The organism is Raineya sp. (assembly GCF_053497555.1).
The window spans coordinates 1-16146 of sequence record NZ_JBRCWE010000001.1; the positions used below are offsets into that span (position 1 = coordinate 1).

The following is a 16146-nucleotide window of genomic DNA, read 5'->3' on the forward strand; positions in this document are numbered from 1 at the left end:
GGGATTTGGTGTTTTTTGTAAAGTTTCATTTTTTCGCCTCTATCGTAGCGAGCCGTAGAAGGTGATAGAATTTCTACCACTAAATCAGGCTTGCCATTGATGTAATTCTCTTGAAGAATATTTTTCTTGCTTTCAGAAACAAAAACTAAATCAGGAATTACCAAATTTTCCTCGTCTAAAACAACATCTATGGGTGCAAAAAAGAATTCTCCTACTTTATTTTCGGCAAGAAAGTTTTCAAATACACGAACCAACCTACGTAAAATATGCTGATGTTGCAAACTGGGTGCGGAGCGTTTCACAATCGTACCGTTCAAAAGTTCATAAATGAAGCCTTCTTCAAAATCCTCTTTTTGAAGGAAATCGGTTACTTGATATTTTTCTAAAACCACCATCGTTTTTAGGCTATTTTAGCAAAAATACAGAATTTTTGTTGTTTGCCAAAGAAAATTCGTAATTTTGCTTAAAAACAACCTTGATGAATAGCGAGGATTTACAATTAGAGTTTCGTTGGGGGCAATTGCTCAATAAAATTGAAAAACTTTTGGGAAAACGTCCCAAAGACCTCAACGGCGTGCTTTTCCTGATTGGAGTGCAAGAACTTGGCAAGGGCTTTCAAAATTTTACCAAAGAAGAAAAACAAGACCTAATGCACATAGCTATTTGCCGATTGCTCTCTAAATTAGGATTTTATGAACTGGAAGGCACTGATGCCGAAGGCTGGCCTCATTGGAAATTACTCCAACCACTGCCACAATTTGATTTGTTGGAGCAAGAAAAACTCTTGAAAATGCAGGCATTGGAATATTTTGAGGAAGAAAAAATTTTTACATAAATTTGAAAAACTTACGGCTTTTTATGTATTTTTAAGGCACGTTAAACCCAAACGCTTATGAAACGCGGTTTTACCATTCGTCAGAAAATTCTGCTGAGCTTCTTTGTTCTGATTGCTGTATATGGAGGTTACGGTTTGTATAACATTTTCATCTTGAACCAAAATAGTGCGATTATTCAAAATATTCAAAAGGTAGTTGATCCCTCCTTCGATGCTATCAAAGATTTCAAACTCTTGGTAGAACGCTCTCAAAGGCTAACGATTGGCTGGATTTACACGCCCCAAACCAAAGAGGAAAAAGACCAACTCAAAGCCATTCAGGATATTGAGTACCCCAAACTCAAAGAAAATCTGCAAACCCTAATGAAAAACTGGTCTGATACCTCGCAAATAGCCAAAATTGATAGTGTTTTCAAAGATTTTGAGGGATTTATCCAATTGCAAAAGAAAGAAGTAATGGAAAAAATTCTTTCCGTGCAAGACCAAGAAGGGGAGATGATTTTGAATATGACTATTCTGGTTGAAGACCGCATTAACCCACAAGCAAGAAATATCATCGGGAAACTGAATAGAATTGAGCAATACAAAAGGCAGGAAAAAGAGAAAGCTCAAAACAACCTACTCACTTCTTCACGTAATCTCACCGTGCAAATTATCGTACTGATTGCCATTGTGATTGTAATTGGTATTGCGGTAGCCTTTACCCTCACGGCAAATATCGTTCAGCCGATTACGTACATCAATAAAGTCATTTCCCAACTCAGTAAAGGAGAACTGCCCGAAGATAAACGAACTCGCTTCCGCCGAGATGAAATTGGCGAGATTGCCTCTTCTGTGGATAACCTTATACGAGGTTTGCGTTCTACTTCAGAGTTTGCCGATGCCATTGGTCAAGGTATGTTCAGAAAAGAGTTTCAGCCTCTTTCCGATAAAGACGTACTTGGTAACGCCTTGATACGAATGCGTGATAACCTTGAAAAAGTTGCCGAGCAAGATAGTATCCGAAACTGGAAAGCGGAAGGTGTGAGTAAATTTGCCGACCTATTGCGTCAGTATAGCGAAAACCTTGATGAACTTGCCGACCAGATTATTTCTAACCTTGTGAAAAAACTCGGAGCTAATCAAGGAGGCTTATTTATTGTTACCAAAGAAGGTGAGGAGGAGTATCTTCGTCTTGCCGCTTGCTATGCTTGGGATAAGAAAAAGTATTTGGAGCAGAAAGTGTACAGAGGCGATGGACTTACAGGACAGGCTTGGCAAGAGCAGGCTTCCATTTATCTCACAGAAGTTCCTAACAATTATGTAACTATCACTTCTGGTTTAGGACATACCAATCCTCGTTCTATACTTATTGTGCCGCTCAAAGCCAATGAGCAGGTTTTTGGAGTAGTTGAAATAGCTTCTATTACAGAGATTGAGCCTTACAAACGTGAGTTTGTGGAGCAAATCGCCGAGTCTATTGCTTCTACTATCTTTACGGTACAAAACAGACAAGAAACCGAAAGGCTACTGACAGAATCCAGAACTTTTGCCGAGCAAATGAAAAATCAGGAAGAGTTGCTTCGCCAAAACGTAGAAGCCTTGCAGGAAGCACAAGAAGAAATGGAGCGAAACAACCTGCTCACTATGGAAAGGGAAACTATTTTGCAAAGTACGCATATGGTGTTCCGTTTGAGTAGAAAGTTTACTATCAATGAAGTTAATGAACTTGCTTCCAATTTGCTTTATTATGCCCCCGAAGAGCTTGTTGGAATGAATATTTCTGAAATTTTCAGTAAGGAGAGTGTTTTTGAAGAAATGAAACTGACCATTTCCCGAAATGAGTTTTGGTCGGGGATTACCACCGTCAAAGCCAAAGGAGGCGACGAAGTGCTTGTAAAAATTACCGCAGGTTCTTTGGGTACAGGTATGGGTAATATCAACAAGTACATTATTTTTATGGATAATATCAACGAAATTCGTCTTTTACAAAATTGAACACCCTAAAACCTTGAACTGAATGTTTCAGACTTCTATTGAAGAAATTTTAAGAACGCTCAATGAAGCCAGCAATGCTATTTTAGAAATTTACAACCAAGATTTTCAAGTTCTTACTAAAAAAGACTATTCGCCGCTCACGCAGGCAGATAAGGCTTCGCAAGAAATTATGGCTGAATTTTTAGCAGAACATACCCCCGATATTCCACTGATTTCGGAAGAAGATGATTTGCCCGAGTGGAATGAACGCCAACATTGGGAATATTTTTGGCTTTTAGACCCTTTGGATGGCACCAAAGAGTTTATTGATAAAAATGGCGAATTTACTATCAATCTTGCCCTCATTCATCAAAAAAATCCTGTTTTAGGCTTTATTCAGGTGCCTGCTTTGCAATGCGTATACTGGGCAGAAAGGGGCAAAGGGGCTTTCAAACGAGAAAAGGGAATTACCCAAAAAATTCAGGGTAGAAAAAATATAGCACCTGCCGAAAGAATTGCGGCGGTAAGTCGTTCCCACGCTTCAATGGAAGATAAAAAGGCTCTGGATAAGTACCAAATCAAGCATATTATTACGGCAGGTAGTTCGCTCAAATTTTGCTTTTTAGCAGAAGGCAAGGCTGATTTCTACTACCGTCATAATCCTACTATGGAGTGGGATACCGCCGCAGGGCAAATTCTTGTAGAAGAGGCAGGTGGCAAAGTGCTTGATGAAAAAAATCAGCCGCTTACCTATAATAAGCCCAACTTGCTCAATGGGAGTTTTTATTGTAAAATGTTTTAGTATTTGCCTTTTTTTATTTTCTAACGTTTTTGCTCAACAAATAGAAAAAGGCTTTGGGATAGGCTGGGGCTATGCCCTAAACGAAAAAACCATTCCCGAAGGGGTGTATAGGCTTGCGTATCTGCAAGGGCGTATAGCCTATAACTTTATCTATACCAAACCACCTCAAAATGCTATTTTTAAGAAGTTACTTTTGGGCGTAGAACCCCAATACAATCGGGTTTGGATTGATGATGCCCCCAAAGAATGGGAAGCAGGACTAAATTTCTTTCTGCAATCCACTTTTTTTCTGAATAAAATTTTTCAGCCTTATTGTATTTTTTCATTAGGACCGCATTACTTTTCTACACCAACCATTCATCAGAGGCGGGGTTTTCTCTTTTCGGATAGTATGGGCATAGGCTCTTATGTGAGTTTGCATAAAAAAATCTTGTTCCATTTTAATTTCCGGTTGCGTCATCTTTCCAATGCCAATACACGCCTGCCCAATTTTGGTATCAATACCTACAATTTTCATTGCGGCTGGGTTTGGTAAGTGAAGGAAAAAATTGTTGAAATTTGTATTTTTTTCAAAAACTTTTTAGCTTTGATAACGATTTTTCAACGTAAAACTAAAATTTGATTATTTATGGCTGTTCAATCACAAGGTTTAGGAATTAACTTTCAACTTACCGAAGAGCATTTGGAAGTACAAAAAGCCGCTCGTGAGTTTGCTCAAAGAGAACTTTTGCCCGGTGTAATAGAAAGAGATGATAAGCAGGAGTTTCCTTACGAGCAAATCAAGAAAATGGGCGAATTGGGCTTTATGGGAATGATGGTTTCGCCTGAATACAACGGCGGTGGTATGGATACGATTTCCTATGTGCTGGCTATGGAGGAAATTTCCAAGATTGATGCTTCGGCTTCGGTGTGTATGTCGGTAAATAACTCTCTGGTTTGTTGGGGCTTGGAAAAGTATGGCAATGAGGAGCAAAAACAAAAATATCTCAAAAGACTTGCTACGGGTGAAATTATTGGTGCTTTTTGTCTTTCTGAACCTGAGGCAGGCTCTGATGCAACCTCTCAGCGTACTACTGCCGAAGATAAAGGCGATTATTACTTGCTGAATGGTGTAAAAAATTGGATTACCAATGGTAGTACAGCTTCGGTATATCTGGTAATGGCTCAAACACACCCCGACAAAGGACATAAGGGAATCAATTGCCTCATTGTAGAAAAAGGAATGGAGGGTTTTGTAGTTGGTAAAAAAGAAGATAAGATGGGGATTCGCGGTTCTGATACGCATAGCTTGATGTTCACTGATGTAAAAGTTCCCAAAGCCAACAGAATAGGCGAGGACGGCTTTGGCTTCCGTTTTGCTATGGAAACCCTCAATGGGGGGCGTATTGGTATTGCGGCACAGGCTTTGGGGATTGCTTCGGGAGCGTATGAACTTGCTCTCAAATACAGCAAAGAACGCAAAGCCTTTGGTAAATTTTTGCACGAGCATCAGGCGATTCAGTTCAAATTAGCAGAAATGTATGCTAAAATTGAAGCCGCTCGTTTGCTCATCTACAAAGCCGCTTATCTGAAAGATACCAAACAAGATTTTGCCCTTGCCGCTGCTACTGCCAAATTGTATGCTTCCGAAATTGCCCAAGAAGTAACTACCGAAGCCGTACAAATTCACGGAGGCTATGGCTACGTGAAGGAGTTTCACGTAGAACGCTTGATGAGAGATGCTAAAATTACACAAATCTATGAAGGTACTTCCGAAGTACAAAAAATTGTAATTGCTCGCTCTCTCTTGAAATAGTGCAACTTTAATTACCCAAAAATACTAATTTTTAGAAAAAAGTCGGTGTATGACTAAAAAAAAGTCTATGCCGACTTTGTTTTTTTATATCAAAAGATTTATATTTGTTCGCAAAAAAATTGTAAAAAAACAAGAACAATCCTTCAAAGCACTATGGAAGATTACGATAAAATTTTAGAATCTCTGCATATTAAATTTCTGAAAGCCAGAAATTTCAAACTGCTTAATCCTTTTGCCGTAAAAAATTTTTACGACATAGAAAACACCTTATTGCTTTTGCACGATGGCGATATTACGCTCAAACTTGGTGATGATTTTGTAAAGGCTCGCCCTGGCGATATTCTTTTTGTACCCGCAGGAAAGCCCACTTATATTATTTATGGAGCTACGGGAGAAAGCAATATGCTCAATAACGAGCAGTTCATCACCCAAAGAGAGAAATTTTTCCAACTCAATACCAACCCCGATTTGGTCGGAAATATTGCTAATTCGTTTAGTTATGTTACTTTCAATGCCAAACTTTTTGATTCAGTAAATTTTTTCACCAGCCTGAACATTACGCCCTTTGTAATACGCCAAAATCCTACGCTTTCACTGCTTATTTTAGATGTGGTTTTAGAAACTTTACAAAAGAAATATGGCAAAAAGCGTGTGCAACGTATCAAAACCGAGCTGATTGTCATTGAGCTAATGCGTTATGTTTTGGAAAAAAATTTGTTTGTAGAACAAATTACTACCAATAGCTCTTATTTCAAAGACCAACGCCTAATGGATATTTTTGAATACATCAAAAAATATTTGGGCGGCGACCTTTCCAATAAAGTGCTTGCCAATGTGGCGGGTGTTTCGGAAGACTATGTAGGGCAATATTTCAAAAATCTCACAGGTATCAATCCCCAAGATTACATTGAATACCAACGTATGGAGCGTGCTTCCGAGCTTTTGCGAACCACTAAAAAAAGTATTCGTGAAATTGCCAAAGAAATTGGCTACAAAGACACGGCTTATTTTTGCAGACGATTCAAAATGGTTTTTGGCATTTCGGCAGGAAAAATGCGAAAAAGAGATTTGCTAATGGAAGAATTGGAAAAATTAAAAGTGTAAATTTGCAAGACCAACACTACAAAACTACTAATGAAAGTTACAGGGGTTTCTTTTATCCGAAATGCTATCAAATACGACTACCCCATTGTAGAGGCAATACGCTCTATTTTGCCCATCTGTGATGATTTCGTAGTTGCCGTGGGTAATTCGGAAGATGATACCCAAGAGCTAATTGCCCAGATTGAGCCTCAAAAAATCAAGATTTTACCAACTACTTGGGACGATACCCTGCGAGAAGGAGGGGCGGTGCTGGCACAAGAAACCAATAAGGCTTTACGAGCCGTGCCTGCGGATACCGATTGGGTTTTTTATGTTCAGGGAGATGAAGTAATCCATGAAAAATATTTGCCTACCATTCGGCAAGCTATGCAAACCTACTTGCACGATAAAAATATAGACGGCTTGCTTTTTAAATATCTTCATTTTTACGGCTCTTACGACTACATAGGAACTTCTTATCAGTGGTATAGGCGAGAAATTCGCATTGTACGCAATCGTTCAGATATTTACTCTTACAAAGATGCACAAGGTTTCCGAAAAGGCAATAATCAGAAATTGCGTGTAAAACTCATAGATGCCTTTGTTTATCATTATGGCTGGGTAAAAGAACCCAAAGCAATGCAACAAAAGCAAGAAACCTTTCATAAATACTGGCACGATGATAGCTGGCTTGAAAAAAATATAGCCAAACGTGATGAGTTTGATTACAGCAATGTAGATATTTTGGAAAAATTCACAGGTACGCACCCGCAAGTAATGCAAGCACGCATAGCAAACAAAAACTGGAAATTTGACTATGATTTGAGTTGCAACCGACTTTCTTTGAAAGATAAGTTCAAAAAGTTTGTAGAAAAAGTTACAGGTGGGTATATCATCGGAGAGTACAGAAACTACGTTTTAGTCTAAATCCTTGATAGTTTGAAAAAAATTTTACATATCCTTCTGAGCAGTTCCAAAGGTGGTTTGGAGCTATATGTTTGCAGACTTATGCAAAAGCAAGCAGAAGCGGGCTTTGAAGTCTATGCCTTTATTTTGGAAAATAGCGAAGTGCATAAGATTTTGGCTCAAAATCCTGCTATTCGCTGTATTTTTGGCAAACCTAATAGGCGTTTTCATTGGCAAAATATACGCCATTTGCGAAAAGTGCTGAAAGCCTATCAAATACCGCTATTGCACTCACACAATAATATTGATGTATGGACTGCTTCTATTGCGAATTACGATAAAATTTGCAAGCATTTTTACAGCACCTACATTATGATAGGGGCAAAAAAGAAATTGCCACACTATTATTTTATTTATGGCAATCTTGAAGCCGCTATTTCTACTTCGCTTATTACCAACGAAGCGATGGCTCAAAATTTGGCGGTGAGTGCCGATAAAATTCGTTTGGTACGTTATGGCGTAGAAACAGAAAAATTTATATCTGATTTTCAAAAAAGAGAGGAAATTCGTAAGCAGTGGGGAGCTACCGAAAATCAGATAGTTATTGGAACACTGGCTCGTATTACGCGTTTCAAAAATGTAAGAGAGCTTGCACAAGCCTTTTTGTATATTGAGCAAAAATTTCAGAAAAAAGTAGTGATTTGGCTTATTGGCGAGCCTTCCATTGCCTATTCTGATGAAAAAAGCACCATTTATCTTCCCGAAGACCTTGCCATAGAGCAGGAAATTCAGGATTTTATACAAAAAAATAACTTACAACAGCATATTATTCGCATACCTTTTCAGAAAGAATATATCGCTTTTCTTGATGCAATGGATATTTTTGTGCTTGCTTCCTTTGATGAAATGTATTCGCTTTCAATGATTGAGGCAATGCTGATGAAAAAGCCTGTCATAGGTTTGCGTTCTGGTGGCACTCCCGAACAAATTGGCGAAAATGAAAGAGGGCTACTGATTGAGCAAGCTACGCCACAAGCCATAGCAGGGGCAATCAATACCTATTTAGAAAATCCAGACCTAATGAAACAAAAAGCTGAAAATGCAAGGAATTGGGCTTTGCGTGAGCATAATTGGCAAAATACCCTCGCCGAATATGCTAAAATTTATGGTTTGTAGAGTTATACATTTCCAGAGGCGGTGAGTAATGCCACTGCTGAATGTTGGAGTAAGTTCTGAAAAGATTGTAAGCTATTACAGAAACCATAAGAAAATACCTGAGCTTGCTTCGGAATTTGTGCTTTTGTCCGTCTAAATCGCTTAGCCTTTTCCAAAAAAGAATCTGAAAAAAAGGCATTGCAGGAAAAGCGTATCTATCGCTTTCGTGAGGTATGTTCATACTCAAAGCAAGCATTACCGAAACATAGAAAAAAAAGAGAAAAAAAAGTATGAAAGGGGTTTGTTCTTTGGCAAAGTTTAACCCCAAGCCCAAAATGAAATATACAAACAAAAAACCTGTAAGCCAAGCAGGATTATCGTCCAAAACGGGGAAAATGTTTTTAATGAATGATTCTGCATAACCCATAAAGCTATCCTGCATACTCACTGCCCAAATATTTTCTAAAAAATCGGGTTTATCTTGCAAAAAGCTATTTCTCAACAGCCATAACCCGAGCCCCAAACTGCTGAAAATCATATAACGAAAAGCCTTTTCCCAAGAAAGATAATAAGCAAAAAGTAAAGCAAAGGCTACTACAAAAAAAATTCCTGCCATTCTTTGCAAGCATAGCAAATTGGAAGCTATAACGAGTGCATAGAAAATTTTATCATTTTCTTTTTTAAGTAGTTGCAGAAAAAGAACTACTGCGGCAAGTAAAAAAGTAAGAAACAAGGCTTCTGACCATACAAAAAAATGCACCATTACGAAAATCGTGGAAAGAGCGGCGTGCAAGTAAGAAATAGTTTGCCATAGACGGCTCTGAATAACCTGATGTACAAGCAGGTAGAGCAGGTATAAATTCAGAAGCAAAGTTATTCCAAATAAGACTTTGACAGGAATAAAGCTCAACAGAAAAGGGAAAAGAGGTGTCCAGTTGGTATAGTAGCCTTGTGGCGTGAGAAATTCGCCTTGTTTTCTGAAACTTTTGGCGGCGTAGAGGTAGGCTTTGGCATCTACCGTCAAGCCGAAGCCATTTTGGGTGAGCCAAATCCATATCGCTACTGACAAAACCGCTATCGGTAAAGCCCAAAAATTGAATTTTGAGAGTAATTTCATAGTTTTTGGAGATTATGCCCTAAAATTTCTCTTTTTTTCTTGTTTTTCTCAAAAAATTTTCCTAAAATTCAAAACTTTTAAGGTTTCGGAAAAAATTTGTCAAAAATTTTTACAAAGTTTAAGTTAAAACCTTTGAACTTCAAATTTGAGGCTCTAAATTGAAATAAGAAAGCCCGCTTTCGTAATTTTTTGACAGGTGGCAGTGTTGAATGTTTATTTTTTCTAAAAATGATTGAAAAATTTTTGCAATACATCAGCTATCAGAAACGTCAAAGTCAGCATACCTCTAATTCTTATCGTAACGATTTGGAGCAGTTTCAAGATTTTCTGATAGAGCAGTTTCAGGTGCGAGATATTAGCGAGGCGAGTTTCCAAATGATACGCTCTTGGGTAATGCAACTTTCCGAACAAAATTTACAGCCTACCTCTATCAATCGGAAAATTGCTACGCTGAAATCATTCTATAAGTTTTTGGTAAAAAATGCTTATATCAGTCAAAATCCCACACTGCGTATCAAACCGCTCAAAGTTCCGAAAAAAACGCCTTCTTTTGTTGATGAGCAAGATATGATAAAAATCTTGGATAATTATGAGTTCAGTAAAGATTTCAAAGGCTATCGGGATAAAATTGTATTGGAACTGCTGTATCATACAGGTATGCGTGAGGCAGAGCTATTGGGTTTGAAAGAGGAGTATATCAACTATATTCGTCAGGAAATCAGGGTTTTAGGCAAAGGGAATAAAGAACGTATCATTCCTATTACACCTTCGCTCAATCATCTTTTGCAAGAGTATGTGTATTATCGTGAAAAGGAATTTCCACAACTTTCGCATACTTTTCTGATAGTATCTGACGAAGGCAAACCCGCCTATCCGATGCTGATTTACCGAATAGTAAAAAAATATTTGAGTTTGGTGAATAGTGCCGAAAGAAAAAGTCCGCATACACTTCGCCATACTTTTGCAACACATATGCTCAATAAGGGAGCAGATTTGAACGCTATCAAAGAAATTTTGGGGCATAGCAACCTGAAAGCCACCCAAATTTATACGCATAATTCACTTCAAAAACTCAAAGATGTATTCAAGCAGGCTCACCCGAAAGCCTGACAAAACTCATTGCTTTTCATCAATTTTTTTAATTTTTTAGTCTTATGGTTTCACCTTAAAAATGTAGCGTTATGAAAGTGCAAATTCAATCCGTGCATTTTGATGCAGACATCAAGTTGCTTGATTTCATTGAAAAAAAGTTAAACAAATTAGATACTTATTACGACCGTGTCATTGATGCCACCGTATTTTTGCGATTGGATAAAAACGACCACAAAGAAAACAAAATCGTTGAAGTGAAAATAAATGTTCCCGGCAACGTGATTTTTGCCAAAGCTCAAAAAAATACCTTTGAAAGTGCCACAGACGAGGTGCTTGATGTACTCAAAAGGCAAATCACCAAGCACAAAGAAAAGCAAATGAACCATTAAGGTATAGTTTAGATTTTATGTGCCAAAACTTCCTGAATTTTGTTCAGGAAGTTTTTATTTTTGAACTTTTCAGAAAAACTCGCTACCTTTGCAGTTAAATTCTAAATGTAGTGGAAATTCTAAAACAACTTCTGGATTTTATTTTACACGTAGATAAGCACTTGCAAGGGCTTTTTCAGGATTATGGTGTATGGATTTATGCTATTTTGTTTCTGATAATTTTTGTGGAAACAGGCTTGGTAGTAATGCCCTTTTTGCCCGGTGATTCGCTTCTTTTTGCCACAGGAGCTTTGATAAGTGTTACTAATGAACTCAACATTTGGCTAATGGGGCTGATTTTGTTTGTAGCGGCAGTAATTGGTGATAGCGTAAATTATTGGGTAGGGAAAAGATTGGGAAATAGCGTATTTCAGCGAGAAAGTCGTTGGATAAAAAAGGAATACCTTTTGCGTACCCAAAAATTTTATGAAAAACACGGAGGCAAAACAATTATTTTCGCAAGATTTATTCCTATCATACGTACTTTTGCTCCCTTTGTGGCGGGTATTGGCACAATGAACTATCCTCGTTTTTTGGCTTACAACGTAATTGGAGGCTTTGTGTGGGTGTGGTCTTTTTTGTGGTTGGGCTATCTTTTTGCTGATACCGAAATTGTACGTAAAAACTTTACACTTGTCATTTTTGCTATTATTTTGCTTTCCATTACGCCGCCTATTGTTGAAATTATCAGGCATAAGTTTTTTAAGAAAAAAGAAACAGAAGTTACGCATAAAAGTTAGGTACTATGACACAAGAGCAATACAAAGATGTAAAAGCCCGTATCTCGGCTTTGAGGAGGTATCTTTGACTACGATACGAAACTACAAGAACTCACCGAAAGACAAGAAAAAACCACTGCTACTGACTTCTGGGAAAATGCTCAGCAGGCAGAAGCTGTAATGAAAGAAATTCGTAATATCAAGGTTTGGACAGAGCCAATGCAGGCTCTTTTGCAGGCAGAAGCCGATTTTGAAGTATTGTATGAGTTTTATCAGAATAATGAGCTTTCAGAAGAGGAAATTGACCAAGAGTTTCATAAGCTACTGCAACAGGTTGAAGCCTTAGAGTTCAAGAAAATGTTGAGTGGCGAAGAAGATGCTTTGAGTGCAATGATGGAAATCAATCCAGGGGCAGGTGGCACTGAAAGTATGGACTGGGCGGAAATGCTGATGCGTATGTATATTATGTGGGGCGAAAGTCAGGGTTTTAAGGTGAGAGAGGTAAATTACCAAGCAGGTGAGGTAGCAGGTTGTAAATCGGCTACTTTGGAATTTGAAGGAGAATTTGCTTATGGTCTTTTGAAGTCCGAAATAGGTGTGCATCGTTTGGTGCGTGTTTCACCTTTTGATTCAGGTGGTAGAAGGCACACCTCTTTTGCTTCGGTATTTGTGTATCCGATTGTTGATGATAACATTGAAATCACCATTAACCCTGCGGATTTGGAATGGGATACGTTTCGTTCGGGTGGAGCAGGCGGGCAGAATGTAAATAAAGTAGAAACAGCGGTTAGGGTTCGTCATAAGCCCACAGGTATCGTGGTGGAGTGCCAGCAAGAACGCTCTCAACATCAAAATCGTGAAAAAGCCTTGCAAATGCTCAAATCAAGGCTTTATCAGTTGGAAATGGAAAAAAGACAAGAAGAGAAAGATAAAATAGAAGGAACTAAGAAAAAAATTGACTTTGGCTCGCAAATTCGCAATTATGTACTTCACCCCTACAAACTTGTCAAAGATGTTCGTACAGGTGTAGAGCGTACAGATGTGCAAAACGTACTCAATGGCGATATAAACGATTTTATTAAGGCATATTTAATGATGCAGTAATATGCAATTTGCTGATGTAAAAAATGATATTGCCTTTCGTAAAATTTTCGGGAACGAAAACAAAAAACAGATTTTGATTTCGTTCCTCAATGCAATTTTAGGATTGGAAGGAGAGCGAAAAATCGCAGATGTGCAAATACTCAACCCTTATCAAGTTCCCATAGTGTTAGGTGCAAAATCTACCGTGCTTGATGTAAAGGCTCGTGATGAAGCAGGCAAAGAGTATATTGTTGAGATGCAAGTTACAGATAAAATTGGCTTTGCTCAAAGAGTAGTGTATTATTCTGCCAAAAGTTACATTTCGCAACTCAATGCCAAAGAGGAGTATTACCAGCTCAAACCTGTAATTTTTATTGGTATTTTAGATTTTACCTTTTTGGAAACTTCTCACTACCTTTCCCGACATCTCATTTTAGACGAAAAAACCCAAGAACACAAACTCAAAGACCTTGAATTTAATTTTATTGAGCTACCCAAATTCAATAAAACTGAAAAAGAACTACAAACACTCACAGAAAAATGGGTGTTTTTTATCAAAAATGCAGAAAATTTAGAAGTTATTCCTGAAAGTGTTGATGATGAAGGATTGAAAACAGCTTACTTGGAAGCTGATAAGCATCTCTGGAGCAAAAAAGACCTTGAAGCCTACGAATATGCTCGTATGCGTGAAACTGACGAAAAAGCTGAAAAAATGAAAGCAGAGCAAGTTGGCTTTCAGAAAGGTTTAGAGAAAGGAATAGAAAAAGGAATAAAAAAAGGAGTAAAAAAGGGAATAAAAGAAGGTATTGAAAAAAATAAAATAGAAACTGCTCTCAAAGCTATTCAAAAGGGCTTGGATAATGAAACTATCAGCGAACTAACAGGACTTTCGTTGCAAGAAATAGAAAATTTACGCTCTCAAAAATCATAATGAAATATTAAATGTAAAAGTTATTGTTACGTCTATGAAACAGGTTATTGAAGATATTGGAATTTTAGAAAATACGGAGGCTTGCGAAACCGTAAAAACTACACAGGAAAACAATACGGGCAAGGCACGCAAGTTGTATATTGAAAGCTACGGCTGTCAGATGAATTTTTCTGACTCCGAAATAGTAGCTTCTATTATGCAAGAAAATGATTTTGATACCACTGCCACTGCCGAAAATGCCGACCTTATTTTTCTAAACACTTGTGCTATTCGCGATAATGCCGAGCAAAAAATTCGCCACCGCTTGCAATATCTGCAAAGTCTGAAAAAAAAGCGTCCTCACTTGCTGGTAGGAGTGTTGGGCTGTATGGCAGAACGACTGAAAACCAAATTATTAGAAGAAGAAAAAGTGGTTGATATTGTTGCAGGTCCCGATGCTTACAGAGATTTACCCAAACTCGTAAGTGAAGCCGATGAGGGCAGTAAGGCTATCAATGTATTTCTTTCTCGTGAGGAAACCTATGCTGATATCAATCCTGTAAGGCTCAATTCTAATGGAGTTACGGCATTTGTTTCTATAATGCGAGGTTGTGATAATATGTGTTCGTTTTGTGTAGTGCCTTTTACGCGTGGTCGGGAGCGGAGTCGTAGTCCGTATTCTATTGTAGAGGAGTGCAAAAACCTGTTTGCAAATGGTTATCGGGAGGTTACTTTGCTTGGGCAGAACGTAGATTCTTACTTATGGACTTCCAAAGAGGAAATTATTTCTCTCAAAAGCTACGAAAAAGCTATTGCCAAAGGCGAAAATTTTGAAGGAATTGAAACCTGCAATTTCGCCCAACTTTTGGAGCGAGTTGCTCAAATTTCCCCTGAATTGCGGGTGCGTTTTTCTACTTCTCACCCCAAAGATATTACAGATGAAGTGCTTTATACAATGGCAAAATACGAAAATATCTGTAAATATATCCATTTACCTGTACAAAGTGGCAACAATCGTATTTTGTCTTTGATGAATCGCACTTACACGCGTGAATGGTACTTAGAGCGTATTGGAGCTATTCGCCGAATTTTAGGGGAGGAGTGTGGTATTTCTTCGGATATGATTGCAGGTTTTTGCACCGAAACCGAAGCAGAGCATCAAGATACGCTTTCGTTGATGCGAATAGTGGAGTATGATTTTTCGTATATGTTTTACTATTCGGAGCGTCCGAATACGCCCGCTGAAAAGAAACTCAAAGATGATATTCCTTTGGAAGTGAAAAAAAGACGCTTAAACGAAATCATCGCTTTGCAAAACGAGCTTTCTTACAAACGTAATCAACAAGATGTTGGTAAGGTGCATAAGGTGCTAGTAGAAGGATTTTCTAAACGCTCACAAGAATATTTACAGGGTAGAAATTCAGCCAATAAAGTAGTGATATTCCCTAAAAAGCACCATCAAAAAGGCGATTATGTGAACGTACTTGTTAAGGAGGCTAATTCAGCGACTCTCGTAGGAGAAGCGGTAGATTAAAATCTTAAAAATTTTTTCCAAAAGATTTGAGCCATTTTTCTGAACTCTTTTTTTCTCAAAGATAGGTATTTGATAGCTCTCAAAAGGTAAAGAATTTTGGTATAAAGCCAGCCTTTTTCTTTGAGCCAGAAATGAGTTTCATTTTGGAGCGATTTTTCTAATTTACTGATAGGAATAGCTGAATTTTGACTGCTTGCCGAAACGTGATGAATAGCTCGTGTAGCAGGTGTAAAAAGAACTTGATAACCTAATTTTTTGATTAAGTAGCACCATTGTACATCTTCAAAATACATAAAAAAGTCATCGGGAAGTTTGCTTTGTGGCATTTTTTCAATAATTTCTTTTTTGGTGAGAAAAAAAGCACCCCAAACCCAATCCACAAAAATTTCCTCATTGTGCGAAAAGTAAAATCCAAGCAGTTTTTTATTTCCAAGAACTTTGTGCAGCCTGAAAATTTCAATGATTTCGCAGGTAAGATTATGGAATTTATTAGCGGTGTGTTGTATTTTTCCATTAGGATAGATAAGTAGCGGACTAACTACTCCAATTGTAGGTTTTTCTTGAATTTTTTTTAAGCAAATTTCTATGGAATTTTCGGTGAGTTCAATATCGCTATTGAGGAGTAAAATATACTTACCTTTGGCATATTGCAAGCCAAGGTTATTGCCTTTAGCAAAACCTACATTTTCAGTAGATTTGATAAGTGTAATTTGCGGAAAAAGCTCTAAAAA

Annotated in this window: 17 protein-coding genes; 14 read left to right on the forward strand and 3 right to left on the reverse strand. The window is 37.8% G+C overall.

Annotated elements, in window-relative coordinates; all coding sequences use genetic code 11:
• A partial coding sequence (locus ACWITO_RS00005) for a Uma2 family endonuclease (protein ID WP_448527948.1) occupies positions 1 to 395 on the reverse strand: 395 nt, incomplete at its 3' end.
• An 83-nt stretch (positions 396 to 478) separates the two neighbouring features.
• Here ACWITO_RS00005 and ACWITO_RS00010 point away from each other — a divergent pair.
• From ACWITO_RS00010 to ACWITO_RS00045, 8 genes are all read left to right on the forward strand, one after another.
• On the forward strand, positions 479 to 835 hold the full coding sequence (locus ACWITO_RS00010) for a hypothetical protein (RefSeq protein WP_448527949.1): 357 nt from the start codon (positions 479 to 481) through the stop codon (positions 833 to 835).
• Positions 836 to 892: 57 nt separating this feature from the next.
• The gene (locus ACWITO_RS00015) at positions 893 to 2812 is read left to right on the forward strand and encodes a GAF domain-containing protein (RefSeq protein ID WP_448527950.1); all 1920 of its coding nucleotides are present in this window, start codon (positions 893 to 895) and stop codon (positions 2810 to 2812) included.
• Positions 2813 to 2834: 22 nt separating this feature from the next.
• Positions 2835 to 3593, forward strand: a complete 759-nt coding sequence (cysQ, locus tag ACWITO_RS00020; RefSeq protein WP_448527951.1) for a 3'(2'),5'-bisphosphate nucleotidase CysQ — start codon at positions 2835 to 2837, stop codon at positions 3591 to 3593.
• Complete coding sequence (locus ACWITO_RS00025; RefSeq protein ID WP_448527952.1) at positions 3565 to 4128, forward strand: acyloxyacyl hydrolase; 564 nt, start codon at positions 3565 to 3567, stop codon at positions 4126 to 4128. Before cysQ ends, ACWITO_RS00025 begins: the two co-directional genes overlap by 29 nt.
• A 120-nt stretch (positions 4129 to 4248) precedes the next feature.
• Complete coding sequence (locus tag ACWITO_RS00030) at positions 4249 to 5388, forward strand: acyl-CoA dehydrogenase (protein WP_448527964.1); 1140 nt, start codon at positions 4249 to 4251, stop codon at positions 5386 to 5388.
• Between the two features lie 153 nt (positions 5389 to 5541).
• Complete coding sequence (locus tag ACWITO_RS00035; protein ID WP_448527953.1) at positions 5542 to 6492, forward strand: helix-turn-helix domain-containing protein; 951 nt, start codon at positions 5542 to 5544, stop codon at positions 6490 to 6492.
• A 30-nt stretch (positions 6493 to 6522) separates the two neighbouring features.
• On the forward strand, positions 6523 to 7398 hold the full coding sequence (locus ACWITO_RS00040) for a glycosyltransferase family 2 protein (protein WP_448527954.1): 876 nt from the start codon (positions 6523 to 6525) through the stop codon (positions 7396 to 7398).
• A 12-nt stretch (positions 7399 to 7410) separates the two neighbouring features.
• Positions 7411 to 8553 (forward strand): glycosyltransferase family 4 protein, encoded by a 1143-nt coding sequence (locus tag ACWITO_RS00045; protein ID WP_448527955.1) that lies wholly within the window; start codon positions 7411 to 7413, stop codon positions 8551 to 8553.
• Here the strand turns inward: ACWITO_RS00045 and ACWITO_RS00050 are convergent.
• A complete protein-coding gene (locus ACWITO_RS00050) occupies positions 8534 to 9649 on the reverse strand; it encodes a hypothetical protein (protein WP_448527956.1) in 1116 nt (371 codons plus the stop codon). The genes ACWITO_RS00045 and ACWITO_RS00050 overlap by 20 nt on opposite strands.
• 228 nt (positions 9650 to 9877) lie before the next feature.
• On the opposite strand from ACWITO_RS00050, the gene ACWITO_RS00055 reads away from it, so the two are divergent.
• The 6 genes from ACWITO_RS00055 (at position 9878) to miaB (ending at position 15415) form a co-directional block, all read left to right on the forward strand.
• Positions 9878 to 10759: a tyrosine-type recombinase/integrase gene (locus tag ACWITO_RS00055; protein WP_448527957.1), complete on the forward strand. Its 882-nt coding sequence runs from the start codon at positions 9878 to 9880 to the stop codon at positions 10757 to 10759.
• Positions 10760 to 10830: 71 nt separating this feature from the next.
• Positions 10831 to 11130, forward strand: coding sequence for a ribosome hibernation-promoting factor, HPF/YfiA family (hpf, locus tag ACWITO_RS00060; RefSeq protein WP_448527958.1), 300 nt, complete (start codon positions 10831 to 10833; stop codon positions 11128 to 11130).
• Between the two features lie 110 nt (positions 11131 to 11240).
• Entirely contained in the window at positions 11241 to 11909 is a 669-nt protein-coding gene (locus ACWITO_RS00065; protein WP_448527959.1) for a DedA family protein, read from the forward strand.
• A 5-nt stretch (positions 11910 to 11914) separates the two neighbouring features.
• A protein-coding gene (gene prfB, locus ACWITO_RS00070; RefSeq protein ID WP_448527960.1) for a peptide chain release factor 2 occupies positions 11915 to 12992 on the forward strand; the annotation gives its coding sequence in 2 pieces (ribosomal slippage) (positions 11915 to 11974 and positions 11976 to 12992; 1077 coding nt in all).
• Between the two features lies 1 nt (position 12993).
• Positions 12994 to 13902: an Rpn family recombination-promoting nuclease/putative transposase gene (locus ACWITO_RS00075; RefSeq protein ID WP_448527961.1), complete on the forward strand. Its 909-nt coding sequence runs from the start codon at positions 12994 to 12996 to the stop codon at positions 13900 to 13902.
• 34 nt (positions 13903 to 13936) lie between these two features.
• A complete protein-coding gene (miaB, locus tag ACWITO_RS00080; protein WP_448527962.1) occupies positions 13937 to 15415 on the forward strand; it encodes a tRNA (N6-isopentenyl adenosine(37)-C2)-methylthiotransferase MiaB in 1479 nt (492 codons plus the stop codon).
• Here miaB and ACWITO_RS00085 read toward each other — a convergent pair.
• On the reverse strand, positions 15412 to 16146 hold a 735-nt coding region (locus ACWITO_RS00085), incomplete at its 5' end, for a glycosyltransferase (RefSeq protein ID WP_448527963.1). The two genes, miaB and ACWITO_RS00085, sit on opposite strands and share 4 nt — an antisense overlap.

Excerpts from the sequence above, each read along its gene's own strand:
- ACWITO_RS00010 (WP_448527949.1), top strand. The coding sequence starts at position 479 with ATGAATAGCGAGGATTTACAATTAGAGTTTCGTTGGGGGCAATTGCTC.
- ACWITO_RS00015 (WP_448527950.1), top strand. The coding sequence starts at position 893 with ATGAAACGCGGTTTTACCATTCGTCAGAAAATTCTGCTGAGCTTCTTT.
- cysQ (WP_448527951.1), top strand. The coding sequence starts at position 2,835 with ATGTTTCAGACTTCTATTGAAGAAATTTTAAGAACGCTCAATGAAGCC.
- ACWITO_RS00025 (WP_448527952.1), top strand. The coding sequence starts at position 3,565 with ATGGGAGTTTTTATTGTAAAATGTTTTAGTATTTGCCTTTTTTTATTT.
- ACWITO_RS00035 (WP_448527953.1), top strand. The coding sequence starts at position 5,542 with ATGGAAGATTACGATAAAATTTTAGAATCTCTGCATATTAAATTTCTG.
- ACWITO_RS00040 (WP_448527954.1), top strand. The coding sequence starts at position 6,523 with ATGAAAGTTACAGGGGTTTCTTTTATCCGAAATGCTATCAAATACGAC.
- ACWITO_RS00050 (WP_448527956.1), bottom strand. The coding sequence starts at position 9,649 with ATGAAATTACTCTCAAAATTCAATTTTTGGGCTTTACCGATAGCGGTT.
- ACWITO_RS00055 (WP_448527957.1), top strand. The coding sequence starts at position 9,878 with ATGATTGAAAAATTTTTGCAATACATCAGCTATCAGAAACGTCAAAGT.
- hpf (WP_448527958.1), top strand. The coding sequence starts at position 10,831 with ATGAAAGTGCAAATTCAATCCGTGCATTTTGATGCAGACATCAAGTTG.
- ACWITO_RS00075 (WP_448527961.1), top strand. The coding sequence starts at position 12,994 with ATGCAATTTGCTGATGTAAAAAATGATATTGCCTTTCGTAAAATTTTC.
- miaB (WP_448527962.1), top strand. The coding sequence starts at position 13,937 with ATGAAACAGGTTATTGAAGATATTGGAATTTTAGAAAATACGGAGGCT.